This window comes from Bradyrhizobium sp. LeoA1Lang, from assembly GCF_055413685.1.
Window position 1 is genome coordinate 1 of record NZ_JBVAPG010000014.1, and the last position, 23,465, is coordinate 23,465.

General features: G+C 64.1%; 22 protein-coding genes and 1 pseudogene. 9 read left to right on the forward strand and 14 right to left on the reverse strand.

The annotated features are described in order from the left end of the window. Positions 1–92: 92 nt before the first annotated feature. A complete protein-coding gene (gene otnI, locus ACZYOF_RS07495; RefSeq protein WP_463715329.1) occupies positions 93–884 on the reverse strand; it encodes a 2-oxo-tetronate isomerase in 792 nt (263 codons plus the stop codon). An 18-nt stretch (positions 885–902) separates the two neighbouring features. Beyond that, the gene (gene ltnD, locus ACZYOF_RS07500; RefSeq protein WP_463715330.1) at positions 903–1,826 is read right to left on the reverse strand and encodes an L-threonate dehydrogenase; all 924 of its coding nucleotides are present in this window, start codon (positions 1,824–1,826) and stop codon (positions 903–905) included. An 86-nt stretch (positions 1,827–1,912) separates the two neighbouring features. On the opposite strand from ltnD, the gene otnC reads away from it, so the two are divergent. Next, positions 1,913–2,572 (forward strand): 3-oxo-tetronate 4-phosphate decarboxylase, encoded by a 660-nt coding sequence (gene otnC / locus ACZYOF_RS07505; RefSeq protein WP_463715380.1) that lies wholly within the window; start codon positions 1,913–1,915, stop codon positions 2,570–2,572. Positions 2,573–2,740: 168 nt separating this feature from the next. Here the strand turns inward: otnC and ACZYOF_RS07510 are convergent, their stop codons facing one another. The 6 genes and pseudogenes from ACZYOF_RS07510 to ACZYOF_RS07535 all read right to left on the reverse strand — a co-directional run bounded on the left by ACZYOF_RS07510 (position 2,741) and on the right by ACZYOF_RS07535 (position 8,352). Next, complete coding sequence (locus tag ACZYOF_RS07510) at positions 2,741–3,445, reverse strand: ABC transporter ATP-binding protein (RefSeq protein ID WP_463715331.1); 705 nt, start codon at positions 3,443–3,445, stop codon at positions 2,741–2,743. After that, the gene (locus ACZYOF_RS07515) at positions 3,429–4,160 is read right to left on the reverse strand and encodes an ABC transporter ATP-binding protein (RefSeq protein ID WP_130580307.1); all 732 of its coding nucleotides are present in this window, start codon (positions 4,158–4,160) and stop codon (positions 3,429–3,431) included. The genes ACZYOF_RS07510 and ACZYOF_RS07515 overlap by 17 nt, the downstream gene beginning before the upstream one ends. Then, entirely contained in the window at positions 4,157–5,149 is a 993-nt protein-coding gene (locus ACZYOF_RS07520; RefSeq protein WP_463715332.1) for a branched-chain amino acid ABC transporter permease, read from the reverse strand. The genes ACZYOF_RS07515 and ACZYOF_RS07520 overlap by 4 nt, the downstream gene beginning before the upstream one ends. Then, positions 5,149–6,027 (reverse strand): branched-chain amino acid ABC transporter permease, encoded by an 879-nt coding sequence (locus ACZYOF_RS07525; RefSeq protein ID WP_463715333.1) that lies wholly within the window; start codon positions 6,025–6,027, stop codon positions 5,149–5,151. Before ACZYOF_RS07525 ends, ACZYOF_RS07520 begins: the two co-directional genes overlap by 1 nt. Positions 6,028–6,199: 172 nt before the next feature. Next, positions 6,200–7,442: pseudogene (locus ACZYOF_RS07530) on the reverse strand (ABC transporter substrate-binding protein). Positions 7,443–7,533: 91 nt separating this feature from the next. Then, on the reverse strand, positions 7,534–8,352 hold the full coding sequence (locus ACZYOF_RS07535) for a putative hydro-lyase (RefSeq protein ID WP_463715334.1): 819 nt from the start codon (positions 8,350–8,352) through the stop codon (positions 7,534–7,536). 119 nt (positions 8,353–8,471) lie between these two features. Between ACZYOF_RS07535 and ACZYOF_RS07540 the strand changes: the two genes are divergently transcribed. From ACZYOF_RS07540 to ACZYOF_RS07550, 3 genes are all read left to right on the forward strand, one after another. Beyond that, positions 8,472–9,389 carry a LysR family transcriptional regulator gene (locus tag ACZYOF_RS07540; RefSeq protein ID WP_130580306.1) on the forward strand — a complete coding sequence of 306 codons (918 nt, stop codon included), beginning with the start codon at positions 8,472–8,474 and terminating at the stop codon, positions 9,387–9,389. A 113-nt stretch (positions 9,390–9,502) separates the two neighbouring features. Beyond that, entirely contained in the window at positions 9,503–10,753 is a 1,251-nt protein-coding gene (locus tag ACZYOF_RS07545; protein WP_463715335.1) for an allantoate amidohydrolase, read from the forward strand. A 30-nt stretch (positions 10,754–10,783) separates the two neighbouring features. Beyond that, positions 10,784–11,695 carry an NAD(P)-dependent oxidoreductase gene (locus ACZYOF_RS07550; protein WP_463715336.1) on the forward strand — a complete coding sequence of 304 codons (912 nt, stop codon included), beginning with the start codon at positions 10,784–10,786 and terminating at the stop codon, positions 11,693–11,695. 231 nt (positions 11,696–11,926) lie between these two features. Here ACZYOF_RS07550 and ACZYOF_RS07555 read toward each other — a convergent pair whose 3' ends face one another. Further along, on the reverse strand, positions 11,927–13,006 hold the full coding sequence (locus ACZYOF_RS07555; protein WP_282529535.1) for a tartrate dehydrogenase: 1,080 nt from the start codon (positions 13,004–13,006) through the stop codon (positions 11,927–11,929). Positions 13,007–13,179: 173 nt separating this feature from the next. Here ACZYOF_RS07555 and ACZYOF_RS07560 point away from each other — a divergent pair, with 173 nt between their 5' ends. Next, positions 13,180–13,953: an SDR family oxidoreductase gene (locus ACZYOF_RS07560; protein ID WP_130583928.1), complete on the forward strand. Its 774-nt coding sequence runs from the start codon at positions 13,180–13,182 to the stop codon at positions 13,951–13,953. Between the two features lie 118 nt (positions 13,954–14,071). Here ACZYOF_RS07560 and ACZYOF_RS07565 read toward each other — a convergent pair whose 3' ends face one another. Next, positions 14,072–14,917, reverse strand: a complete 846-nt coding sequence (locus tag ACZYOF_RS07565) for an alpha/beta hydrolase (protein WP_130580824.1) — start codon at positions 14,915–14,917, stop codon at positions 14,072–14,074. A gap of 104 nt (positions 14,918–15,021) precedes the next feature. On the opposite strand from ACZYOF_RS07565, the gene ACZYOF_RS07570 reads away from it, so the two are divergent. From ACZYOF_RS07570 to ACZYOF_RS07585, 4 genes are all read left to right on the forward strand, one after another. Next, positions 15,022–16,449: an amidase gene (locus ACZYOF_RS07570; protein WP_463715381.1), complete on the forward strand. Its 1,428-nt coding sequence runs from the start codon at positions 15,022–15,024 to the stop codon at positions 16,447–16,449. A 249-nt stretch (positions 16,450–16,698) separates the two neighbouring features. After that, positions 16,699–18,021 carry an MFS transporter gene (locus ACZYOF_RS07575; protein ID WP_463715337.1) on the forward strand — a complete coding sequence of 441 codons (1,323 nt, stop codon included), beginning with the start codon at positions 16,699–16,701 and terminating at the stop codon, positions 18,019–18,021. Positions 18,022–18,037: 16 nt separating this feature from the next. Continuing rightward, positions 18,038–18,703, forward strand: coding sequence for a sulfite oxidase-like oxidoreductase (locus ACZYOF_RS07580; RefSeq protein WP_130580822.1), 666 nt, complete (start codon positions 18,038–18,040; stop codon positions 18,701–18,703). Between the two features lie 69 nt (positions 18,704–18,772). Beyond that, complete coding sequence (locus ACZYOF_RS07585) at positions 18,773–19,999, forward strand: bifunctional alpha/beta hydrolase/OsmC family protein (protein ID WP_463715338.1); 1,227 nt, start codon at positions 18,773–18,775, stop codon at positions 19,997–19,999. Between the two features lie 128 nt (positions 20,000–20,127). Here ACZYOF_RS07585 and ACZYOF_RS07590 read toward each other — a convergent pair whose 3' ends face one another. The 4 genes from ACZYOF_RS07590 to paaI form a co-directional block, all read right to left on the reverse strand. After that, on the reverse strand, positions 20,128–21,132 hold the full coding sequence (locus ACZYOF_RS07590; protein WP_463715339.1) for a quinone oxidoreductase family protein: 1,005 nt from the start codon (positions 21,130–21,132) through the stop codon (positions 20,128–20,130). A 15-nt stretch (positions 21,133–21,147) separates the two neighbouring features. Next, positions 21,148–21,462 (reverse strand): GIY-YIG nuclease family protein, encoded by a 315-nt coding sequence (locus ACZYOF_RS07595; RefSeq protein ID WP_130580820.1) that lies wholly within the window; start codon positions 21,460–21,462, stop codon positions 21,148–21,150. Between the two features lie 136 nt (positions 21,463–21,598). After that, positions 21,599–22,930 carry a phenylacetate--CoA ligase PaaK gene (gene paaK, locus ACZYOF_RS07600; RefSeq protein WP_463715340.1) on the reverse strand — a complete coding sequence of 444 codons (1,332 nt, stop codon included), beginning with the start codon at positions 22,928–22,930 and terminating at the stop codon, positions 21,599–21,601. A 20-nt stretch (positions 22,931–22,950) separates the two neighbouring features. Beyond that, positions 22,951–23,415 (reverse strand): hydroxyphenylacetyl-CoA thioesterase PaaI, encoded by a 465-nt coding sequence (gene paaI, locus ACZYOF_RS07605; RefSeq protein WP_463715341.1) that lies wholly within the window; start codon positions 23,413–23,415, stop codon positions 22,951–22,953. Positions 23,416–23,465 lie beyond the last annotated feature (50 nt).

The following is a 23,465-nucleotide window of genomic DNA, read 5'->3' on the forward strand; positions in this document are numbered from 1 at the left end:
AGCAATTGGCGATTCTGCGTGCGGCCCTTCAAGCTCACCACAATCCCATGACGATCAAGCCCGTTGCCCATGTCACAAGGGCCGCGTAACATTCATTCTGGCAACGTCGGCCCGACGTAGTTCAACACCGATCGGGACATCCCCTCGGTGGTCTTGCCGCGCGGATTATATTCGCAGCCGACGAAGCCGGCATAACCGAGCCGGTCGAGCTCATCGAACAGGAACGGGTAGTTCAGCTCTTCGCCATCGGGCTCGTTGCGCGAGGGGATGCTGGCGATCTGGGTGTGGCCGATGATCGGCATCATCTCGCGCAGCCGCATCGTGACGTCGCCATGGATGATCTGGCAGTGATAGATGTCGAACTGCAGCTTCAGGTTCGGAATCTTCAATTCTTTGATCAGGTCGCTGGCAAAGCCGAAATCGTTGAGGAAATAGCCGGGCACGTTGCGCGGATTGATCGGCTCGATCACGACGTCGAGGCCGTGCGGCGCGAAGAACTCAGCAGCCCATGTGACGGATTTATAAAATGCCTCGACCGCCCCGCTGTCGCTCCTCTCCGCGATCCCCGCCATCAGGTGCACGCGCTTGACGCCGGTCTCCTCCGCATAAGGCAGCGCGGTGGCAAGGCTCGCCTGCAGATCGGCAAACCGGTCCGGCAGCGCCGCGAACCCTTTCTCTCCGGCCGCCCAATCGCCCGGTGGCAGGTTAAACAGCGCCTGCGTCAGGCCGTTCTTGCGCAGCCGCTCGCCGACCTCCTTCGCCGGATGGTCATAGGGAAACAGGAACTCCACCGCGGTGAAGCCGGCTTTCGCCGCGGCCTCGAAACGGTCGAGGAACGCAACCTCGTTGAACATCATGGTGAGATTGGCGGCAAAGCGGGGCATCGACGATCCTCTTTAGTTTTATTCGCCGGGCAGCTTCGTGCCGGTGACGCGGGCGTAGATGCGCGCCACCGAGGCGTCGTCATCGCGCCCCATGCCGGCGGCGGCCGTCATCAGGAACATCTGCAGCGCAGCGGCTGCGACCGGCACCGGGAATCTCGCTGACCGAGCCATGTCCTGGATAATGCCGAGATCCTTGACGAAAATCTCCACCGCGCTGCGCGGCGTGTAGTCGCCGTCGAGCACATGCGGCATGCGGTTCTCGAACATCCAGGAATTGCCGGCGGAGGCCGTGATCACCTCGTAGACCTTGCGGATGTCGAGCCCCTGTTTGGCCGCGAACGCAATCGCCTCCGAGGCGGCGGCGATATGCACGCCGGCGAGGAGCTGGTTGATCATCTTGAACGCGGCGCCCTGCCCGGCCGCATCGCCGAGTTCGTAGAGCTTGGCCGCCATCGCATCGAGCGCGGGACGGGCCTTGGCGAATGCCGCCGCGCTGCCGGAAGCGAGGATGGTGAGTTCGCCCTGCGCCGCACGCTGGGCGCCGCCGGAGATCGGGGCATCGAGATAATGCCGTCCGGTCGCCTCGAGCTGCTTTGCCAAGCGCCGCGCCACATCGGGGTCCATGGTCGCGGAGGAGACAAACACGGATCCCTTCGGCAGCGTCTCTGCCACGCCATTTTCGCCGAACAGGATTGTTTCGGTCTGAGCGGCGTTGACGACCACACTGACCACGATATCGGCGCCATCGGCGGCTTCCTTCGGCGTCTTCGCGCCCTTGCCGCCGCTCTGGACGAACCGCGCGACGCTGTCGGCGGAGACGTCGCAGCCGGTCACCTCAAAACCCGCGCGCAACAGCGAGGTCGCCATGCCTGATCCCATCGAGCCGAGCCCGATCACAGCAACGCGGGTTTTTAACTGGTCTGGCATGCGGCGGTCCCTCACATTCTTCTTGGTGTCTTGCCCCTGCGTATCACGGCTTGGCCGCCGTGCCAAAGCGTGAGACAAGGCGGGAAACGGGTATGGCTGCCATGAGCGAAACAAAGCTCCGTGAGGAAATCTGCCGCTTCGGCCGCTCGCTGTTCGAGCGCGGGCTGACGCCGGGTTCGTCAGGCAATATCAGCGTGAGATTAGACGAGGGCGGCTGGCTGGTGACGCCGACCAATGCCTCGCTCGGTTTCCTCGACCCTAGCAGGATGTCGCGGCTCGATGCTGATGGACGGCTGGTCTCGGGCGACGCGCCGACCAAGGAGGTGCCGCTGCACACCGCGCTCTATCAGACCCGCGGTGCGGCGCGCGCCGTGGTGCATCTGCATTCGACCCATTCGGTGGCACTCTCGATGCTGCCCGAGATCGACCCGCGCGCCGCGCTGCCGCCGTTGACGGCCTATTATGTGATGAAATGCGGCCAGACTGCGCTGGTGCCTTATTATCGTCCCGGCGACCCTGCGGTGGCCGACGCGATCAAGGGGCTGGCGGGCAAATATTCATCCGTGCTGCTCGCCAATCATGGACCGGTGGTTTCAGGCGACACGCTGGAGGCCGCGGTGTTCGCGACGGAGGAACTGGAGGAAACCGCGAAGTTGTATCTGCTGCTGCGCGGGCTGAACCCGCGATATCTATCGCCGGAACAGGTGGCCGATTTGACGAAGGTGTTCGGGCTAACGCTGCCGGAGCATGACGCGCATTGAATTCGTAGGGCGGAGCATGGGCACGGCTAGCCTCTCCTCCCGTCATTGCGAGCGAAGCGAAGCAATCCATTTCTCTCCGCGCGTGTGGAGAGGTGGATTGCTTCGCTTCGCTCGCAATGACGGAGACGTAGCCCGGTTGCGCTTCGCTCCACCCGGGCTACGACACTATCAAAGCCCCAGATACGCCTTGCGTACGTCGGGATTGGTGCTGATCTCGGCGGCCGGTCCCTGCATCAGCACGCGGCCAGTCTGCAGGATGTAGGCGCGGTCGGCGATCTCAAGACATTCGGCCATGCGCTGCTCGACGATCAACACGGTCATGCCGGCGTCGCGGATGCGCTTCACCGCCTGGAAGATCTCGTCGACCAGCTTTGGCATGATGCCCTGCGACGGCTCGTCCAACATCAACAGCCGCGGGCGGGTCATCAGCGCGCGGCCGATCGCGAGCATTTGCTGCTCACCGCCGGACAGCGTCTCGGCGCGCTGCTCCAGCCGCTCCGAGAGCCGCGGGAACAATTTGAACACGAGGTCGAGCGGCTCGTCGCGGTTGGCTTCGCTGCGATAGAGATAACTGCCGAGGCGAAGATTGTCGCGCACCGACAGGCGCGGAAACAGCCGGCGATTTTCCGGCACGAAGGCAATGCCGCCGGCGGTGATGATATGCTGCGGCTTGCCATCGATCCGCGCCCCGTCGAAGGTGACGGTGCCGGAGCGCGGGCGCTCGGCGCCGGCGATCGATTTCAGAAGCGTCGACTTGCCGGCCCCGTTGGCGCCGGCGACGCAGACGATCTCGCCCTTGGCGACCTCGATCGAGACGGCGGAGATCGCGACCAGCCCCTGATAGGCGGTGGTGACTTCATGCACCGACAGCATGACGATCCCCAAGATAGGCAGTGATGACCTTCGGATCGCGGACGACCTCGGACGGCTTGCCCTCGACCAGCACCTTGCCGAGGTCGAGCACGATGGCGCGGTCGACCAGCGGCATCACGATTTCCATGACGTGCTCGACCATCAGCACCGTGACGCCGGTGTCGCGCACCTTGCGCACCAGTTCGACGCCGGTCTTGGCTTCCACCGGCGTCAGGCCGGTCAAGACTTCGTCGAGCAGCAAGAGTTTTGGTTCGGTCGCAAGCGCACGGGCGACCTCAAGCCGACGCTTCTCTGATGGTACCAGGTCGCTTGCCGGCACGTCGGCACGCGCGCCGAGCCCGCAGAATTCCAGCACTTCATGCGCCTTGCGGCGGGCCACGCGCATGACCGTGTTGCGGATCAGCGCGCCGACGATGACGTTGTCGAGGACCGTCATGGTCTCGAAGCTCTTGACGACCTGGAAGGTGCGGCCGATGCCGCGCTGGCAGCGTTCCGCCGCCGGTAATCTCGTGACATCCTCGCCATCGAACCAGATCGAGCCTTGAGTGGGCGGCAGCACGCCGGCGATCAGGTTGAACAGGGTCGACTTGCCGGCGCCGTTGGGGCCGATCAGCCCGACGATCTCGCCGCGCCCGACCGAGATCGAGACGTCGCTGTTGGCAACGAGGCCGCCGAACCGCTGCCAGACGCCACGTGTTTCCAGGAGCGCCGTCATCGCACGGCCGCCTTGCGCCAGAAGAACTTGGGCCGCGCGAACAGGCTCACCAGCCCTCTCGGAAGCGCCAATGAGATCAGCACGATCAGCGTGCCGTAGACGATCAGGTCCACGCCGCGCCCGGAGCCGCCGATGAAGGAACGGGTCAGTTCGGTCAGCGGGATCAGGATCACGGCGCCAAGCACCGGCCCCCACAGCGTGCCGATGCCGCCGAGCACCGCGGGCAGCGCCATCAGCAGCGAGAACTGGAAGCCCATCACGCTTTCAGGGTCGATGTAGGACACGAACTGCGCGTAGAACCCGCCGCCGACGGCGACCAGGAACGCGGACACCGCTGCCGCTCCCATCTTGGAATTGAACACGACGACGCCAAGGCTTTCGGCGGCGTCCGGATTGTCCTTCACCGCGCGCCACCAATAGCCCCATTTGGAATCCTCCAGCCACCAGGTGACGAACCAGGCGACGCAGGCGAGCGCCAGCGCGAAATAGAAATAGGGCAGCTTGCTGCGCGTGAACTGGAATTTCAGCCAGCTATCGCCGCGCACGGGGATGTCGATGCCGAGCGCCGCCCCAGCCCAGTCCCAGTTCTGGATCAGCAGCAGCCCGATCTCGGCGATGACGATGGTGGCGATGACGAAATAGTGCCCGCGCAGGCGGAAGCAGGGATAGCCGAGCGCCATCGCGATCAGCGCCGAGAGCGCGCCGCCCGCGAGCATGCCGAACCAGGGGAGCACGCCGAACTTGGTGAACAGCAGCGCGGTCGTGTAGGCGCCGAGCCCGAAATAAAGCGCGTGGCCGAGCGAGATCTGTCCGCAATAGCCGGACAGGATGTTCCAGCTCTGCGAGAGCGCCGCATACATCAGCGTCAGCACCATGACGTTCTGGACGTAGACGTCCTTCACGAACAGCGGCACCAGCGCGGCGACGGCCGCAAGGCAAAAGGCGACGATCAACTCGCGGCGGCGCCGCCTGGTAAAATCCTTGTCCATCACATCGACCCGAACAGGCCGCGCGGGCGGACGAAAACGACGAGCAGATAGACAGCATAAATGCCGACCGATTTCAGCGACGGCGGCAGGATCAGCGCCGTGGTCGCTTCGACCAGGCCGACGATGATGCCGCCGGCGAAAGCACCGAACACGCTGCCGAAGCCGCCGAGCGCCACGGTGACATAGGCGATCAGCGCGAAGGACGCGCCGACATCGGGATAGACATAGAAGAAGATCGCCATAATCGCGCCGGCGAGCCCGACCAACGCGGCGCCGAGGCCCCAGCCGAGCGCGAACACCCGGTTCTTGTCGATGCCGACCAGCGCCACTGCACCGGCGTCCTCACGCGTTGCTTCCAGCGCGCGGCCGAAATCGGTGCGATGGATGAAGAAGTAGAGCCCCGCGAAGGCCGCGATCGACACCAGCGCGCCGACGAGCTGCGGCTCCGGCAGGAAGATGCCGCCAATCGAGATGGTTTTCCCGCCGAGCCAGGAATTGGTGACGCTGCGATAGTCGGGCGTGAAGAAGAACTGCGCCAGTCCGCGCATCACGATCGCAAGGCCGAAGGTCGAGAAGATCTGCACCATGCCGGCGTTGGCCTTGGCGCGCACGGCAAAGCGCACGATCAAGAGATAGACGACCGCCCCGAACACAAACAGCGCCGCCGCCACCAGCGGCGCCGACAACAGCGGGTCGATCGCGAAGAACGCGAACAGGAAGAATGTCGCGTACATCGCGATCATCAGGAACTCGCCATGGGCGAAGTTCACGACGTCCATCAGGCCGAAGATCAGCGCCAGCCCGACGGCGATCAGCCCATAAAGCAGCCCCATCAGGAGGCCGCTCGCCAGCGACTGGATAATGGTCTCGGCTGTCACCGCTGTTTCTCCGTACCGACCTCGCCATTCGTCATTGCGAGGAGCGAAGCGACGAAGCAATCCACTGCTCGACCTCGTGCCGGCATGGATTGCTTCGCTTCGCTCGCAATGACGGAACGTGCGGCTGTCGTGGAATCCAACATCACAACGTTATATCCTCTGCCCGCGCCGGTTACTTCATCGGCCAGACGGCTTCGGCGACGGCCGCCTGCGGCGGGAAGATCGTGACGAACTTGCCGCCGATATATTGCAGCAGCACCGGATCGGCGTCGTTGTTCTGGCCCATGTCGTCGAACTTCACGCGCTTCCAGGGCATGATGGTCACCTCGCCCGGCATGTCGGTCGCGACCAGCGCCTCGCGGATCTTCTCGCCATCGGTGGACTTGGCGCGGTTGATGGCATCAGCCATCACGATCAGGCCCATGAACTGGCGCGACGAATAGTCGTTGAAGTCCTTGCCCGACCTCTCCTTGAACATCGCGTTGATCTTGCCGACCATCGGCCGCTTGGCGGCGAGATCGAGCGAGAAGCTGCCGCGCGAGATCACGCCTTCGAGCTTGTCGCCGACCGCGTCATACAGCGCTTTCTCGGAGAAGCCGGCGTCCTGTGCCACGATCGCATTCGGCTTGTAGCCGAGCTCGGCCATGGTCTTCACCAGGAGGATGCCGTCGGTGGTGTAGCTCGAGGGCATCAGCACGTCGGCATTACCAGCCTTGAGCTGCTGCACCTCGGCCGACAGCGACGGCGAGTTGGCGCGGTACTTGATGTCGGCAACGATCTTGTAGCCGCGCTCGCCCGCGAGCTTGGTCTGCGCGTTGCCGGAGTCGGTGCCGAAGATCGTATCCTCATGGAACAGCGACAGGGTGTTGATCTTGGTGCCCTTCTTCTTCATCGCATCGAAGAAGTCGAACATCGCGGTCGAGAACATCTCGTCATGAGGTGCTGCGCGGAAATAGAATTTCAGGCCGCGGCGATGCAGGCTCGGCGAGGAATTGTCGGCCGAGATGAACGGAATCTGGTAGCGCTCGCAGATCTGGCTGACGGTGACGGCAACCGCGCTCTGGTAGGTGCCGACGATGGCGCAGACCTTCTCCTGCGTGATCAGGCGCTCGGCTTCGGCGCGGCCCTTCTGCGGATCGGCCTGGTGATCGGCGAAGACGAGGCGGACCTTGGCGCCGCCGAGGCCGGACAGGCCCTCGCCCTTGGCGAGCGGCAGCTCGAAATCATAGTTCTTGTTGATGATGTCGGCCGCGGTCTCGAATGCCTTTTGCGTCGACGCCAATCTGGGCGCTGGCGCCGGACAGCGGATAGATCACGCCGATCACCACCTCACTGGTTTGCGCGCGCGCAGCGATCGGCGCGAGCGCGGCGGCAGCGGTGGCTCCAAGCAACACATTGCGGCGAGTGATCGTCATTTGCGGAAATTCCCCCTTAATTGAAGCGTAGCTATCGAATGAAACGGATGAGTGTTGCGGTAAAGCCTCAAGAAATGGCAGGCGCTGCCCTTTACAGCACCGCCAATTGTTTGTTCCTGAGATCGGTGATCAGCATCAGTCCCGGCGCATGCGTGATTGCGAATGGCAGCTTTGCACTCGCGATCACCGCCTGCGGGGTCACGCCGCATGCCCAGAATACCGGGATCTCGTCGGCTTCGACCGGAACCGGATCGCCATAGTCGGGCTTGGCGATGTCGTTGATGCCGATCAGGTGCGGATGGCCGAGATGCACCGGCGCGCCGTGCACTGAGGGAAAGCGCGAGGTGACCTGCACCGCGCGGATCGCATCCGCCGGCTTGAACGGACGCATCGACACCACCATCGGTCCCGCGAACGGGCCCGCTGGGCTGCAGGCGATGTTGGTGCGGTACATCGGCACCCGCACGTTACGCTCGATATGGCGGATCGGCAGGCCCTCATCCATCAGCGCTTCTTCGAATGAGAAGGAGCAGCCAAGCACAAAGGCGACGAGATCGTCGCGCCAATGCTGCATGATGTCGGTCGGCTCCTCCACCACCTCGCCGTCGCGCCAGACGCGATAGCGCGGCACGTCGGTGCGGATGTCGAGGTCGAGGCCGAGCGCAGGAATGCTGACATCGCCGACTTCAGACATGCCGATGATCGGGCACGGCTTCGGGTTGAGCTGGCAGAAGCGATGGAACGCGCCGGCGAGCTTTTCCGGCAGGATGGCCAGGTTGCCCTGGACAAAGCCGTTCGCCACCCCGGCGGTGCTCGAAGCCATCCCGTTGCGGCAGGCCAGCCGGGCCTCTCGGCTCGGAAGCATGGTGTCGGTGCCACTGGCTTGCTGCACTGCCGCAAAAACAGTCATTAAATCGACCTGCCTAATATCTCAACAAGTGCAGCCAACACCAAGCGTGCTATAAAGTCTAATCTTCCTTTCTAATCGAATTCGATAAATCCAATTTATCGGATGGGAAAAAGCATCCAATGCTTGATTTCAGGTCGATCGAAACGTTCCTCTGGGTGGTCAAGCTCGGAAGCTTCCGTGGGGCGGCGCAGCGGCTCAACACGACCCAGCCGGCGATCTCCCAACGCATCGCCCAGCTCGAACGCGAGCTGGGCGTGAAGCTGCTCAACCGCGACCATCGGGTGGCCTCGCCGACGCCGAGCGGCCGGCAGATGATGGTCTATGCCGAGAAGCTGATCGGGCTGCGCTCGGAGATGATGGCCGAGATCGGCGACCGCTCCGCGATGCGCGGCGTGCTGCGGCTCGGTGTCGCCGAGACCATCGTGCACACCTGGCTGACGCGCCTCGTCAAGAGCGTCAACGAGGTCTATCCGAACCTGTCGCTCGAAATCGAGGTCGACATCACGCCGAATTTGAGCGCGCGGCTGCTCGCGCAAGAGATCGAGCTCGCCTTCGTGGTGGGGCCGCTGTCGGCGTCGGGCGTGCAGAGCCGCGTGCTCTGCGACTATCCGATCGGGTTTCTGGCGAGCCCGGCGCTTGGCCTCGGCAACGGCCCGGTGGCGCGGCGCGACCTGGCGCGCTTTCCGATCATCACCTTTCCCCGCAAGACAGTGCCTTACGAAAGCGTACGCGCGGTGTTCGAACGGCCGGACCTGCCGCCGATCCGGCTGCACGCCAGCGCCTCGCTGGCAACGGTGATCCACATGGCGATCGAAGGGCTCGGTATTGCCGTGATCCCGTCAGCCATCGTCGAGAACGAACTCGCCGACGGACGGCTGCAACTGCTCGATACCGACATCAAGATGGCGCCGCTCACCTTCAACGCAAGCTGGCTCACCTCTCCCGATATTGCCGCAGTCGAGCGCGTCGCCGATCTCGCGCGCCAGATCGCGCAAGCGAGCCCGTCGGTTGACGAGGCGCTGCGGGCGCGTCATTGAACAAGACAATCACCGTCATTCCGGGGCGATGCGTTAGCATCGAACCCGGAATCTCGAGATTCCGGGTTCGCCCTTCGGGCGCCCCGGAATGACTGCGAAAAGGTAACAAGCGCATGAGCCGAGCCGCATCCAACCTGCAGATCGATTCCGCCCGCCTCTGGGGCACGATTCACGAAACCGCCAAATTCGGCGCGACGCCGAAAGGCGGCGTGCGGCGGCTGACCTTGAGCGCCGAGGATAAGCAGGTGCGCGACTGGTTCCGCAAGGCCTGCGAGGACGCAGGCTTGGAGGTTCACGTCGACGCGCTCGGCTCGATGTTCGGCCTGCGCAAGGGCCGCGACATGTCGAAGCCGCCGATCGGGCTCGGCTCGCATCTCGACACCCAGCCGACCGGCGGCAAATATGACGGCGTACTTGGCACTCTGGCCGCGCTCGAAGTCGTGCGCACGCTCAACGATGCCGGCATCGAGACCGAGATGCCGATCTGCATCTGCAACTGGACCAATGAAGAGGGCTCGCGCTTCGCACCGGCAATGATGGCCTCCGCCGCCTATGTCGGCGATTTCACCACTGACAACATCCTGTCGCGCAGGGATGCCGAGGGCGTCACGGTCGGCGAGGCGCTTGACAGCATCGGTTATCGCGGCACGACGCCGGTCGGCACGCAAAAATTCTCGGGCTTCGTCGAGTTGCATATCGAGCAGGGCCCGATCCTGGAAGCCGAGAACAAGACCATCGGCGTGGTCGATTCCGGCCAGGGGGTCTTGTGGTACGACGGCAAGATCACCGGCTTCGAGAGCCATGCCGGCTCGACGCCGATGCCGCTGCGACGCGACGCGCTGGCGACGTTGTCGGAGATCGTGCTGGCAATGGAGAGGATCGCCAGGAAGCACGGGCCGAACGCGGTCGGCACCATCGGTGAAGCCGTGATCGCAAATCCCTCGCGCAACGTCATTCCCGGCGAGATCGCCTTCACCCTCGACTGCCGCAGCGCCGATGCCGCCATCATGGACGCGCTGGACAAGGACCTGCGCGCAGCCATTGCCGAGATCGCGGCGCGACGCAAGGTCGAGGTCACGCTCGACCTGGTCTGGCGCAAGCCGCCGACGCATTTCGATCCCAAGCTGGTCGACGCCGTCGAGAACGCCGCGACGCAACTCGGCTATTCGCACCGGCGCATCACGTCGGGCGCCGGCCACGACGCCTGCAACCTCAACACCGTGATGCCGGCAGCAATGGTGTTCGTGCCCTGCAAGGACGGCATCAGCCACAACGAGCTCGAGGACGCAACGCAAACCGATTGCGCCGCCGGCGCCAACGTGCTGATGCACACGGTGCTGGCACTCGCCGGCGTCGCGTCCTGATCGATCCACCAAGCAAGACGGAGAAGTGCTGTGCGCGGGGTTTTTGTCGACGCCAATGAATCGCTTGCGGTGATCTTCGAGCGGCTGGAAAAACCCGGCGACCCCGAGGTGCGCGTGCACCGCGATCCGGACGTCACTTCCGACCAACTGCCAAAAGTGCTCGACGGCGCCGAGATCGGCGTCATCGACCACACCGCGCTGCCGACCGACATCGCGAAGCAATGCACCGGGCTCAAGCACGTTGTGTTCCTCGGCACCGGCGCGCGCAGCTACATGAATCCGGAGGAGCTCGCCGAGCTCGGCATCTCCGTGCATCTGATCAAGGGCTATGGCGACACCGCCGTGGCGGAATCCGCTGTTGCGCTGATGTGGGCCTCCGCGCGCGTGCTGGCACAGATGGACCGCGAGATGCGCGCCGGCAATTGGCTGCGTGAGGACGGCATGCAGCTCACCGGCAAGACGCTCGGCCTGATCGGCTTCGGTGGCATCGCGGCTGAAGTCGCACGCATCGCGCTCGGATCGGGAATGCGCGTGATCGCCTGGAACCGCTCGCCGAAGAGCTATCCGGGCGTCGACTTCGTCGATCTCGACACGCTGCTCGCGCAGAGCCATGTCGTGTCGCTGCATCTTCTGCTCAACGACGACACGAGGGGCTTCATCACCCGCGAGCGCATCGCCGCGATGAAGCCGGGCGTCATCTTCGTCAACACCGCCCGCGCCGCCATCGTCGACGAAGCCGCGATGATCGATGCGCTGAAGTCAGGCCACATCCGCCACGCCGGCCTCGATGTCTTCACCGTCGAGCCGCTGCCCGCCGATCATCCGCTGACGAAACTGCCGAACGTGACGCTCTCGGCGCATTCCGCCTTCCGCACGCCGGAGGCCAGCGAGAACCTCCTGCAAGCAGCGTGGGAGCATTGCCGCCGCATCGTGAAGTCGTAGTCGCGTAGTCGTAGGGTGGGCAAAGCGAAGCGTGCCCACCATTGCGGGCGGTGCAGGTGATGGTGGGCACGGCGCAAGCGCGCCTTTGCCCACCCTACGAAGTTGCCGCACACTCCGCCCTCATCCTGAGGAGCCGCACAGCGGCGTCTCGAAGGATGGGCCGCAGGCGAGATCGGGGCCTCATGGTTCGAGACGGCGCGAAGACGCGCCTCCTCACCATGAGGAGCCAGCTCAATCCACCATCTCAGCGACCGCCTTGCCGCAAGTCTCCGTGTCGGCATTGCCGCCGAGGTCGCGGGTACGGAGCGTGCGTTCGGCGAGCGTCCGCTCGATCGCGCCGACCACCGCATCCGCGGCCTGCTTCTCGCCGAGATGCTCCAGCATCATCGCGCCTGACCAGATCATGCCGATCGGATTAGCGATCCCGTGCCCGGCGATATCGGGCGCCGAGCCGTGCACCGGCTCGAACACCGACGGGAAATCGCCTTCCGGATTGATATTGCCCGACGGCGCAATGCCGATGGTGCCGGTGCATGCCGGGCCGAGATCGGAGAGGATATCTCCGAACAGGTTGGAGCCGACCACGACGTCGAACCAGTCCGGATGCAGCACGAAGTTCGCGGTCAGGATGTCGATGTGGTACTTGTCCCACTTCACCGACGGATACGTCTTGGCCATCGCCTCCACGCGCTCGTCCCAATAGGGCATGGTGATGGAGATGCCGTTCGACTTCGTCGCCGAAGTCAGATGCTTCTTCGGCCGCGACTGCGCCAGATCGAAGGCGAATTTCAGGATGCGGTCGACGCCGATGCGCGTCATCACCGTCTGCTGCGTCACGAACTCGCGCTCGGTGTCCGGGAACATCCGGCCGCCGACCGATGAGTATTCGCCTTCGGTATTCTCGCGCACCACCCAGAAGTCGATATCGCCGGGCTTGCGGTTCGCGAGCGGCGACGGCACGCCCGGCATCAGCCGCACCGGGCGCAGGTTGACGTATTGGTCGAACTCACGCCGGAACTTGATCAGCGAGCCCCACAGCGAGACATGATCCGGAATCTTGGCCGGCCAGCCGACCGCGCCGAAATAGATCGCGTCGTGCTTGCCGATCTTCTCCTTCCAATCGTCAGGCATCATCTGGCCGTGCTTCGCGTAATAGTCGTAAGAGGCGAAATCGAAATGGTCGAACTGCACGGCAACGCCATGTTTCTTCGCGGCGGCCTCGAGCACGCGCAAGCCTTCGGGCATGACTTCCTTGCCGATGCCGTCGCCGGGAATGACCGCGATCCGATACTGTTTCTTTGCGTTGGCCATGAAGAACACCCTTGTGATTTGCCCGGCTTGAGGCGCCGTCTATTCTCGAGCCCTGCAATGGACCAAACTTCGCCTTGGCGCAACGCTGCAGTGCAATGTTGACCGCCGTCCCACCTGCCGCCTACCAATTTCGCCGACTTTTTCCAATCCTCTCCAGCACAGCGAGTATTGCCATGGACCTGCATCTGCGCGGCAAGCGCGTCTTGATCACCGGCGCCTCCAAGGGCATCGGCGCGGCCGCCGCCGAGGCCTTTGCCGAGGAAGGCTGCCATCTGCTGCTGGCCGCCCGCAGCGGCGACCAGTTGAAGGCGCTGGCCGACCGCCTGCGCTCGGTCCACCAGATCGATGCCGCCACATCCGTCGTCGACCTGCGCAAGCCGGAGGATCTGACGCGATTGGCAAGAGAGGCTGCCGATATCGACATCCTCGTCAACAACGCCGGCGATATCCCCGGCGGCTCGATCGACAAGATCGATGAGGCGACCTGGCGGCACGCCTGGGAACTCAAGGTGTTCGGCTATATCAACCTCACCCGCGCGATCTACGCGCAGATGAAGGCCCGCGGCGGTGGCGTGATCATCAATGACATCGGCGCCGCCGGCGAGAAGTTCGATGCCAACTACATCGCCGGCAGCGCCGGCAACGCCGCGCTGATGGCGCTGACCCGCGCCCTCGGCGGCAAGAGTCTCGCCGACAATATCCGCGTCGTCGGCATCAATCCCGGTCCCGTCGGCACCGACCGGCATGTCACGCTGCTCAAGACCCGCGCCAAACATCAGTTCGGCGACGAGAACCGCTACAAGGAATTCCAGAAGAGCCTGCCGCTCGGCCGCCCCGCCCACGCGCGCGAGATCGCCGACCTCATGGCTTTCCTCGCGTCCGACCGCGCGGGTTATACGTCGGGCGTGATCTACACGGTGGACGGCGGCATCAGTGCGGGGTGGTGATGGATTCGATCGTAGCCCGGGCGAAGCGAAGCGCAACCCGGGATACCTGCGTCTGCGATTACGAGCACCCCGGGTTACGCTTCGCTCCACCCGGGCTACGGCCAATTCGCGATGACGCCTATGGAGCCTCGCACAACCGCCGGATCAGCGCTGTGATCCGCCCGTTCGGCGACATCATCTCGTCCATGATTGAAAAATGATCGGCGCCGGGAATCTCCTCATACGTCACCGGCAAACCATAATCGGCGCGGTGCCCGGCGAAATCGGCGGTCTGCTTGCGCAAGAGCGGCAGTTCGCCGCTGCCGACCACCAGCGACAACGGCTTGAGCGGCCCGCCGGCCTGTCGCATTGGTGAATTGCGGTGGGAGGCCGCCTCGTCGAGCCCGAGCTTGACGTTGAGATAGCTCATCCGGATCGGCTCGAGGTCGTAGATGCCACTGATCGCGACCCCGCCCCGGACATGCTGATGCGACAGCGCCATTGCGGTCAGATGACCGCCGGCCGACCAGCCGGAGACGACGATGCCATTTTCGGCCGCTCCCAGCGCCGGCAACTGCTTGGCGAGGAAGTCGGTGCCGGCGTGGATCTCGGCGACGATCTCGTCGAGCGTCGCCTCCGGCGCGAGCGTATAGCCGATCAGCGCGACATTGATGCCATGCGCCATCGGTCCTTCGGCCATCACCGTGAAGAACTCCTTCGACCGCATCTGCCAGTAGCCGCCATGGATGAACAGCAGCGTCGGCGCGCGCTCGCCCGCTTTCAGGAAATCGATGCGGTTGCGCTCGCGCGGGCCGTAGCGGAGATCGATGTGATTGGGATAGCGCTTGCGCAACTCCGCAGAACGCTCCCCCCACCCTCCGACAATATCACCGCTGCCTACAACTGCGGCACCGTTGTTCAAACCGCGGTCACGCTCCTCCTGGCTCATGGCGCGCCAATCGAGCGCAGAGAAGGGTGTCGTCATCAGCAGGTCTCCGGTTCCGGCCATTCCCCAGCACGTTTCCACTTTGCCGGAAAATGGTCTAGAGCACTAGCTCCCTCCGCTGTTACGAACTGCAATCAATGGAGATGCAAGTGACGGATCAAGGCCTGGTGCGGGAGAGCGCCTGCACAGTCGTCGACAAGTTGCGGGCGGGCGAGGTCACACCGCTCGACCTGCTCGACGTCCTGGAAAAACGGATCGCCGAGGTCGACGACAAGGTCAACGCGCTTCCGATCCTGTGCTTCGACCGCGCGCGGAGGCACGCCGAAGCGCTGATGCAGAAGCCGGCTGCCGAGCGCGGTCTGCTCGCGGGCCTGCCGGTGCCGATCAAGGATCTCACCAACGTCGCTGATGTCCTCACCACGCAGGGATCGCCGATCTTCAAGGATACCGTCGCCACCAGGTCCGACATCGTCGTGACACATCTGGAAACGAATGGCGGTGTGGTCTACGCCAAATCGAACACGCCAGAATTCGGCGCCGGCGCCAACACCTTCAATGAAGTGTTCGGCGCGACATTGAACCCTTGGGATACGTCGCGCTCGGCATCCGGCTCTTCCGGCGGAGCGGCGGTCGCGCTTGCGACCGGAATGGCGTGGCTTGCCCACGGCACCGACATGGGTGGATCGCTGCGCAATCCAGCCAGTTTCTGCGGCATCGTCGGAATGCGGCCCAGCATCGGCCGCGTCGCCCACACGCCGAGCGCCATGATCGATCGCAACCTGACCGTTCACGGCCCGATGGCGCGCAACGTCGAGGATCTCGCGCTGTTGCTCGATGCCATGAGCGGCGAGTACGCCGCCGACCCGCTGTCGTTGCCGGCGCCGACGACGTCGTTCCTCTCAGCGGCGCGCTCCGGCAAGAAACCGAAACGCATCGCCTATTCGCCCGACCTCGGCATCACCCCGGTCGATCCAGAAGTCAGGGCGGTCACGCGGAAGGCGGCGGAACGCTTTGCCGAAGCAGGCGCCATCGTCGAGGAAGCACATCCCGACCTCAGCGAAGCCCATGAATGTTTCCACGTGCTGCGCGCTTTCGATTTCGCCGTCACCAAGGCGGCGCTGCTTCGCACCAAACGCGACCTGCTCAAGCCGGAGGTGATCTGGAACATCGAGGAAGGCCTGAAGTTGACGGTCGAGCAGATCGAACGCGCCGAGGCCCAGCGCGTCGCCATGACGGCACGCACCCTCGAATTCTTCGGGACCTACGACCTGTTGCTGACGCCTGCGACCATCGTCGCGCCGTTCCCGATCGAGAACCGCTATGTCGCCGAATGCGACGGCAAGACGTTCGACAATTACGTGGAGTGGCTCGGCATCGTCTATGCGATCACACTTGCGTGTTGTCCGGCGCTGTCCCTGCCCTGCGGCTTCACCACCTCCGGCCTGCCGGTCGGACTGCAGATGGTGGCGCCGCCGCGCGGCGAGGCCAACCTGCTCGCCGGCGCCAAGGCGCTGGAGGATATTTTGGGCGTGCGCGGCACTACGCCGATCGATCCAAGGGCGGCGAGATAAGGATATCTCCCCTCATGGTGAGGAGGCGCGCAGCGCCGTCTCGAACCATGAGGCCCCTATCTCACCCGGGGCCCATCCTTCGAGACGCCTGCTCCGCAGGCTCCTCAGGATGAGGGTTATCGAGAGGAGAGAAGCGCCCATCGGCAATTGCGCCGACGATATTCGACATGCTACGCGGGCCGCAGCCGCTCCTGATGCCGTGAGAAGTGTCGGGCCGGATGATCAAATTGCCGTGCGTGGAGTTCCAATATGACAGATCAGGCCGCTGGGATCGCCGACGGGCCCCTCGACATTCGTGACGTCGAACGTCGCATCAAGGCGATCTTCATCGGCTCGGTCGGCAATCTCGTCGAGTGGTACGACTTCTACGCCTACACCGCTTTCGCGCTGTATTTCGCGCCGGCGTTCTTTCCCGGCAACGATCCGGTGGTGCAGCAGTTCAACGCGGCCGTGATATTCGCCGCGACTTTCCTGATGCGGCCGCTCGGCGGCTGGCTGTTCGGCTTCATCGCCGACCGCTATGGGCGGCGGCTGTCGCTCACGGTTTCCGTGGTCTGCATGTGTTTCGGCTCGCTGATCATCGCGGTGACGCCGACTTACGCCACGATCGGCTTTGCTGCGCCCGCGATCCTCGCGCTGGCGCGCGTGATCGAGGGCCTTAGCCTTGGCGGCGAATATGGCGCGAGCGCCACCTATCTCAGCGAGGTCGCCGACGCCAAGAATCGCGGCTTCTATTCGAGCTTCCAATACGTCACCTTGATCGGCGGCCAGCTCACCGCGATCATCGTGCTGCTCTTGCTGCAGAAGGTGTTCTTGACGCCGGAACAGCTAAAGGACTGGGGCTGGCGAATTCCCTTCGCGATCGGCGCGGCGCTTGCCGTGATCGCAGCGGTGATGCGGCGCAGCCTGCAGGAGACCGACGCCTTCGAGGAAGCAAAGAAGGTGAGCAAGCCGACCGGCTCGATCACAAAACTCCTGAACTACCCGCGCGAACTGCTGCTGGTGGTCGGGCTGACCGCGGGAGGCACCGCGGCGTTCTACACCTTCACCACCTATATGCAGACCTTCGTCAAATTGTCGGTGGGCCTCACCGAGGACCAGACCACGTTCGTGATCTTCGGTTCGCTGATTTTCGCGACCATTCTGCAACCGCTCTACGGCGCGCTGTCCGACCGCATCGGCCGCAAGCCGCTCCTGATCTTCTTCGGCGTGGTCGGCACGCTCGCGACCGTGCCGATCCTGACCGCGCTGAAGGACGCCAAGACGCCGTTTATCGCGTTCCTGTTGATCTGCGCCGCCTGGATCTTCACCGCCGGCTACACGTCGATCAACGCCGTGGTGAAGGCCGAACTGTTTCCGACCAATGTCCGCGCGCTCGGCGTGGGCCTGCCCTATGCGATCACGGTGTCGCTGTTCGGCGGTACGGCACCGGCGATCGCGCTCTATTTCAAGAGCCTCGGGCACGAACAATGGTTCTACTATTACCTCAGCGGCATGATCTTCCTCTCGCTTCTGATCTATGCAACCATGCGCGACACCAAGCATGAATCGGCGATGCATCGCCACGAGTGACGCCAAAGATTGACCAATGGCTGACGACCAGGAGCCGCCGCCGGAAAGCAAGCTGACGCGCAGCAAGGAGCGCTGGGCACGCGAGGGCCGCTTCCTCACCGGCAGGATCTCGCGTCCCGAGGAGCAGCGCCTGCCGCCCGGCCAGCATCTCACCCGCGACTGGCCGACGCTCGATCTCGGACTGACGCCGGAGATTGCGCGCGAGCGCTGGCGGCTCGACGTCTATGGCGCCGTGGAACATCCGGTGTTCTGGGATTGGACGCAGTTCACCGCGCAGCCGCAGTCGCAATTCGTCTCCGACATCCATTGCGTCACCACCTGGTCACGCTTCGACAATCAGTGGCAGGGCCTTGCGACCCGCGATCTCTTGGCCGCCTGCGAGCCGCATGAGGATGCGCTTTTCGTGGTGCTGCATTGCTATGACGGCTACACCACCAATCTCGCACTGGAGGATTTTGCCGCCGAGGACGCGCTGCTCGCCCATAGCTGGTCAGGCAAACCGCTGACCGAGGAGCATGGCGGCCCGGTGCGGCTCGTGGTGCCGCATCTCTATTTCTGGAAAAGCGCCAAATGGCTGCAGGGGATCGAATTCCTCACGCGGGATGCGCCGGGCTATTGGGAGGTCCGCGGCTATCACAACCGCGGCGATCCCTGGAAGGAAGAACGTTACTCGGGTGATTAGCCATTGATGGCGCCATTCCTCGCCTCTCCCGCAGGGAGAGGTGAAGGAAAAAAGCGATGGAGGGTAGCCGTGCCGACTGAACGCTTCCAATTCGCAAGCTCGGAAGGACACCAGCTCGCCGCCGCGCTGGATACGCCTGACGGCGAGATCAACGCTTACGCGCTGTTTGCGCATTGCTTCACGTGCGGCAAGGACGTGCTGGCGGCCAAGCGCATTGCGGTCGCGCTTGCCGCCAAAGGCATCGCGGTGCTGCGCTTCGATTTTACGGGGCTCGGCTCCAGCGAAGGCGATTTCGCCAATTCGACCTTCTCCTCCAACGTCGTCGATCTCGTTCGTGCCGCCCATCATTTGCGCGAAACCCGGAAAGCGCCAGATCTCTTGATCGGCCACAGCCTCGGCGGCGCTGCGATCCTCGCCGCTGCCGCGCAGATCCCCGAGGCGAAGGCCATCGTCACCATCGCCGCGCCCTCCGATCCCGCCCACGTCACCCATTTGCTCAAGGACCGCGTCGAGGACATCCGCGAGCAAGGCGAAGTCGAGGTCTCGCTCGCCGGCCGGCCGTTCCGCATCAAGCGCGAATTCCTCGACGACATCGCCGAGCAGAATCTGCTGGCGCAGGTCGCGAAGCTGCACAAGGCGCTCTTGGTTATGCACGCACCGACCGACGACACGGTCGGCATCGAGAATGCCACCAAGCTGTTCATCGCGGCCAAGCACCCCAAGAGCTTCGTCTCGCTCGCCGACGCCGATCACCTCCTCACCGACAAGCGCGACACCACCTATGCCGCCGATGTCATCGCGGCGTGGTCCGAGCGCTATATCGGGCAAGCGGTGCGCGAGACCGCCGTTGATCTCACTGAGGCGCCGCGCCGTGTCGTGGTGCGCGAGACGCGCAACAGCAAATTCCAGCAGACCGTCACCGTCGGCCCGCACCGATTGCTGGCGGACGAACCGGCCGCAGTCGGCGGCGAGGACTCAGGCCCCGGCCCTTATGATCTCGTGCTCGCGGGACTTGGCGCCTGCACCTCGATGACGATGCGCCTGTACGCCGACCGCAAGGCGCTGCCGCTCGATCGTGTCACGGTGACGCTGACGCACAGCAAGATCTACGCCAAGGATTGCGAGGAGTGCGAGACGCGCGAAGGCATGCTCGACCAGATCGACCGTGTCATCAAGATCGAGGGCCCGTCGCTCGACGACGACCAGCGCAAGCGGCTGATGGAGATCGCCGACAAGTGCCCGGTGCACCGCACGCTGACGTCGGAGGTGCGGATCGTGACGAAGGCGGCGGATTGAGAATTCTTATACTGGTGGCCGCCGCACATTGGCGTCATTGCGAGCGAAGGGAAGCAATCCATCTCGCCACTTGCTGAGGCATGGATTGCTTCGTCGCTTCCGCTCCTCGCAATGACGGCATCAATCCATCACGGCCGCAGGATCACCCTGTCGCGCGACGAGCCGGCCACGGCGAGGAATGCGGCCTTCGCCTGCTCCAGCGGATAGATCGCGCTCGCCTTGATCGGAAAGGGCTTCAGGTTCGCGCTGGCGAAACCGGGGCCGAGTTCACGCAGCACCGCGCCGGTTGCGATCGACGACAGGCCCAGCGTGTCGATGCCGACATAGGTGTGCTGGCCGCGATAGAATTCGAGGATATTGAACTGCACGATGCGGTCGACAGCCGCGATCAGGATCTGCCGTCCGCGCAGCGCCAGCGATTTGTGCGCGGCCTGGAAATAGGGATCGCCAACCGTGTTGAAGACGATGTCGGCGCCCTTGCCACCGGTGAGCTCGCGCACGCGCGCCGCTACATCGGTGCTTGAGGCATCGATCATCTCGACCTTCGCGTTGCTGTGCCCTTCATAGGGCTCGCTCTTGCGCGCCACGCCGATGACACGCGCGCCTTGCCAGGTCGCGATCTGCACCGCGGCTTGCCCGACCTTGCCGTTGACGCCCAAGACCAGCACGGCCTCACCGGGCTTCGGCAGGCCGGCGCGGCGAAAGCCCTCGATCGCCGTGACGAACGGCACGCCGATGCCCGCGGCCTCCTCCCACGAAATGCCCTTCGGCTTCTCCACCACCGCCTCGGACTCGACCGCGAGATGCGTGGCATGCGTGCCGTCGCGGCGAATGCCGAGATCGCCGGACGAGCCGAACACCTCACGCCCGACCCACCCCTCGGGCCCGTCGATCACAAGGCCGGCATAGTCACGCCCCGGCGTGCGCGGAAACCCCGCGTAAGGCATCAGCCCGGTCGCGGCTTTCACATCGGAGGGATTGACGGCGGCAGCCTTGATCTCGATCAGCAGTTCGTTCGCCGCGCGTGACAGCGCATGCGTTTCCACGGTCGGCGCAAGCGCGGCAGGGTTATCGGCTTTGGCTAGCAGGCGAACGCAGCGGGCTTGGACTGTTTGGGTGCAGGGTGTCGGCATTGAGGTGTCGGTCCGTTAGGCGGGTTGGGTGGACGAGTGCGGCGATCTTCGTGCCGATAGCTGGCGCAGAGCCGCATAATCGCCGCGTATAAACGCCTCCTTCTTGGCCCTGCTCCATTTCTTGAGCTTGCGCTCATTCTCGATCGCGTCGGTGATGCGATCGAACCATTGCGAATAGACCAGCGTCACCGGTCGGCGCGTCGCGGTATAGCCGCCAACCGTTCCGGAATTATGCTGCGCTACTCTGATCTCGAGCGCGGTCCGCGTGATCCCGATGTAGAAACTCCCATCGGCACATCGGAGAATATAGAGAAACGCGCCCTCAGCCATATTCCATCTCCCCAATCCCCACTCTCACCCCTCATCCTGAGGAGCCGCAAAGCGGCGTCTCGAAGGATGTGGCCACCAACCGGGCCTCATGGTTCGAGACGGCGCTTGCGCGCCTCCTCACCATGAGGGGTGACGGCTACCCCCTCGGCCGCTTGTCGTAAACCCGTTTGGCCTTGCCGAGCGAGCGCTCGAGGGTTTCGGGGGCGACGGCTTGAACGCGTGCGGTGATGCCGATTGTGTTCTTGATGAAGATCGAGACTTTCTCGGCATGCGCGGCAAGGCCGCTGCCGTCCCAGCTTTCGGGGCGGGCTTCGGCGAGCACTGTCATCTCGTCCATGCGGCCTTCGCGCGAGAGTTCGATGATGAAATGGCCGCCGCACCAGTCGGTGGCGAGCAGCGCCTCCTCGATCTGGGTCGGGAACACGTTGACGCCGCGCAGGATGATCATGTCGTCTGAGCGTCCCGTGACTTTCTCCATCCGCCGCATGCCCGGCCGCGCGGTGCCCGGCAATAGGCGCGTCAGGTCACGGGTGCGGTACCGGATCACGGGGAAGGCTTCCTTGGTGAGCGAGGTGAAGACCAGTTCGCCCTTCTCGCCGTCAGGCAACACTTGCCCGGTCTCGGGATCGATCACTTCGGGATAGAAATGATCCTCCCAGATGTGTAAGCCGTCCTTGCTCTCCACGCATTCCTGCGCGACGCCCGGGCCGATCACCTCGGAAAGGCCGTAGATGTCGGTCGCGTCCATATCGAAGGCGTGCTCGATCTCCGTGCGCATCGCGTTGGTCCAGGGTTCGGCGCCGAAGATGCCGAACTTCAGCGACGATAGTCGCGGCTCGAGCCGCTGCCGCCGGAACTCGTCCAGGATCGCCAGCATGTAGCTCGGCGTCACCGTGATGATGTCGGGCCGGAAGTCGTTGATGAGCTGCACCTGACGTTCGGTCATGCCGCCGGAGACCGGCACCACGGTGCAGCCGAGCTGCTCGGCGCCGTAATGCACTCCGAGCCCGCCGGTGAACAGGCCATAGCCATAGGCATTGTGGATGATCATGCCGCGGCGGCCGCCGGCGGCACGGATCGAGCGCGCCATCACCTCCGACCAGATGTCGATATCGGCCTGCGTGTAGCCGACCACGATCGGCTTGCCAGTCGTGCCGGAGGAAGCGTGGATACGCACCAGCTTCTCGCGCGGCACCGCGAACATATTGAACGGATAGTTGTCGCGCAGGTCGGTCTTGGCCGTGAACGGGAATTTCGCGAGGTCGGACAGCTCGCGGAAATCGGACGGATGCACGCCGGCCGCATCGAAGGCGCGCTTGTAATGCGCGACGTTGTCATAGGCGTGCTGCAGCGACCACGCGAGCCGCTTGGTCTGCAGCGCCATGATCGCATCGCGCGAGGCGCCCTCGGCCTCGTCCATCTCAGCGCTGTAACCACTTCCCGTCGACTTGAGCTTTGGCATGGCCATGGCGCGTTTCCTTCGATCGTCTATTTTTGCTTGGTCTCGTTGTCCGCTGTCGGCAGCCAGGTGCCGCTGATCACACGCGAATGGCCGCGGAATTCGGCGATCACATCATCGCCTGCTGTGACGCGGACGTCATAGATTCCGGATCGCCCGCTGCGCGAGATCTCGCGCGCGGTGGCGATCAGGCGGTCGCCGAGCTTGCCGGGGCGAATGAAGGTGATGCTGCCTTGCGCGGCGACAACGCGTTCATTGTGGCTGTTGCAGGCGAAGGCGAACGCGGAATCGGCGAGCGTGAAGATGAAGCCGCCATGGGCGATGCGCTGGCCGTTGACCATGTGCGGCGCAATCGTCATCGCGAGCGTCGCCTGCCCCGGCTTGATCTCGACGATCTCCATGCCGAGACCCTTGCTGGCGTCGTCCTGCTTCCACATCGCCTCGGCGCAGGCGCGCGCAAGGTCTTCAGGCGAAAGCGTGGCCTTGACGTTCACGTTCAACTCCCTATCGCCGGGCCCGTTGAATGGACCTCTTGGCATTATTT

Bases quoted from the DNA above. Each gene is read 5' to 3' on its own strand.
- otnI (WP_463715329.1), bottom strand. From the start codon at position 884: ATGCCCCGCTTTGCCGCCAATCTCACCATGATGTTCAACGAGGTTGCG.
- otnC (WP_463715380.1), top strand. From the start codon at position 1,913: ATGAGCGAAACAAAGCTCCGTGAGGAAATCTGCCGCTTCGGCCGCTCG.
- ACZYOF_RS07510 (WP_463715331.1), bottom strand. From the start codon at position 3,445: ATGCTGTCGGTGCATGAAGTCACCACCGCCTATCAGGGGCTGGTCGCG.
- ACZYOF_RS07515 (WP_130580307.1), bottom strand. From the start codon at position 4,160: ATGACGGCGCTCCTGGAAACACGTGGCGTCTGGCAGCGGTTCGGCGGC.
- ACZYOF_RS07520 (WP_463715332.1), bottom strand. From the start codon at position 5,149: ATGGACAAGGATTTTACCAGGCGGCGCCGCCGCGAGTTGATCGTCGCC.
- ACZYOF_RS07535 (WP_463715334.1), bottom strand. From the start codon at position 8,352: ATGACTGTTTTTGCGGCAGTGCAGCAAGCCAGTGGCACCGACACCATG.
- ACZYOF_RS07540 (WP_130580306.1), top strand. From the start codon at position 8,472: ATGCTTGATTTCAGGTCGATCGAAACGTTCCTCTGGGTGGTCAAGCTC.
- ACZYOF_RS07545 (WP_463715335.1), top strand. From the start codon at position 9,503: ATGAGCCGAGCCGCATCCAACCTGCAGATCGATTCCGCCCGCCTCTGG.
- ACZYOF_RS07555 (WP_282529535.1), bottom strand. From the start codon at position 13,006: ATGGCCAACGCAAAGAAACAGTATCGGATCGCGGTCATTCCCGGCGAC.
- ACZYOF_RS07560 (WP_130583928.1), top strand. From the start codon at position 13,180: ATGGACCTGCATCTGCGCGGCAAGCGCGTCTTGATCACCGGCGCCTCC.
- ACZYOF_RS07565 (WP_130580824.1), bottom strand. From the start codon at position 14,917: ATGACGACACCCTTCTCTGCGCTCGATTGGCGCGCCATGAGCCAGGAG.
- ACZYOF_RS07570 (WP_463715381.1), top strand. From the start codon at position 15,022: ATGCAAGTGACGGATCAAGGCCTGGTGCGGGAGAGCGCCTGCACAGTC.
- ACZYOF_RS07575 (WP_463715337.1), top strand. From the start codon at position 16,699: ATGACAGATCAGGCCGCTGGGATCGCCGACGGGCCCCTCGACATTCGT.
- ACZYOF_RS07580 (WP_130580822.1), top strand. From the start codon at position 18,038: ATGGCTGACGACCAGGAGCCGCCGCCGGAAAGCAAGCTGACGCGCAGC.
- ACZYOF_RS07590 (WP_463715339.1), bottom strand. From the start codon at position 21,132: ATGCCGACACCCTGCACCCAAACAGTCCAAGCCCGCTGCGTTCGCCTG.
- ACZYOF_RS07595 (WP_130580820.1), bottom strand. From the start codon at position 21,462: ATGGCTGAGGGCGCGTTTCTCTATATTCTCCGATGTGCCGATGGGAGT.
- paaK (WP_463715340.1), bottom strand. From the start codon at position 22,930: ATGGCCATGCCAAAGCTCAAGTCGACGGGAAGTGGTTACAGCGCTGAG.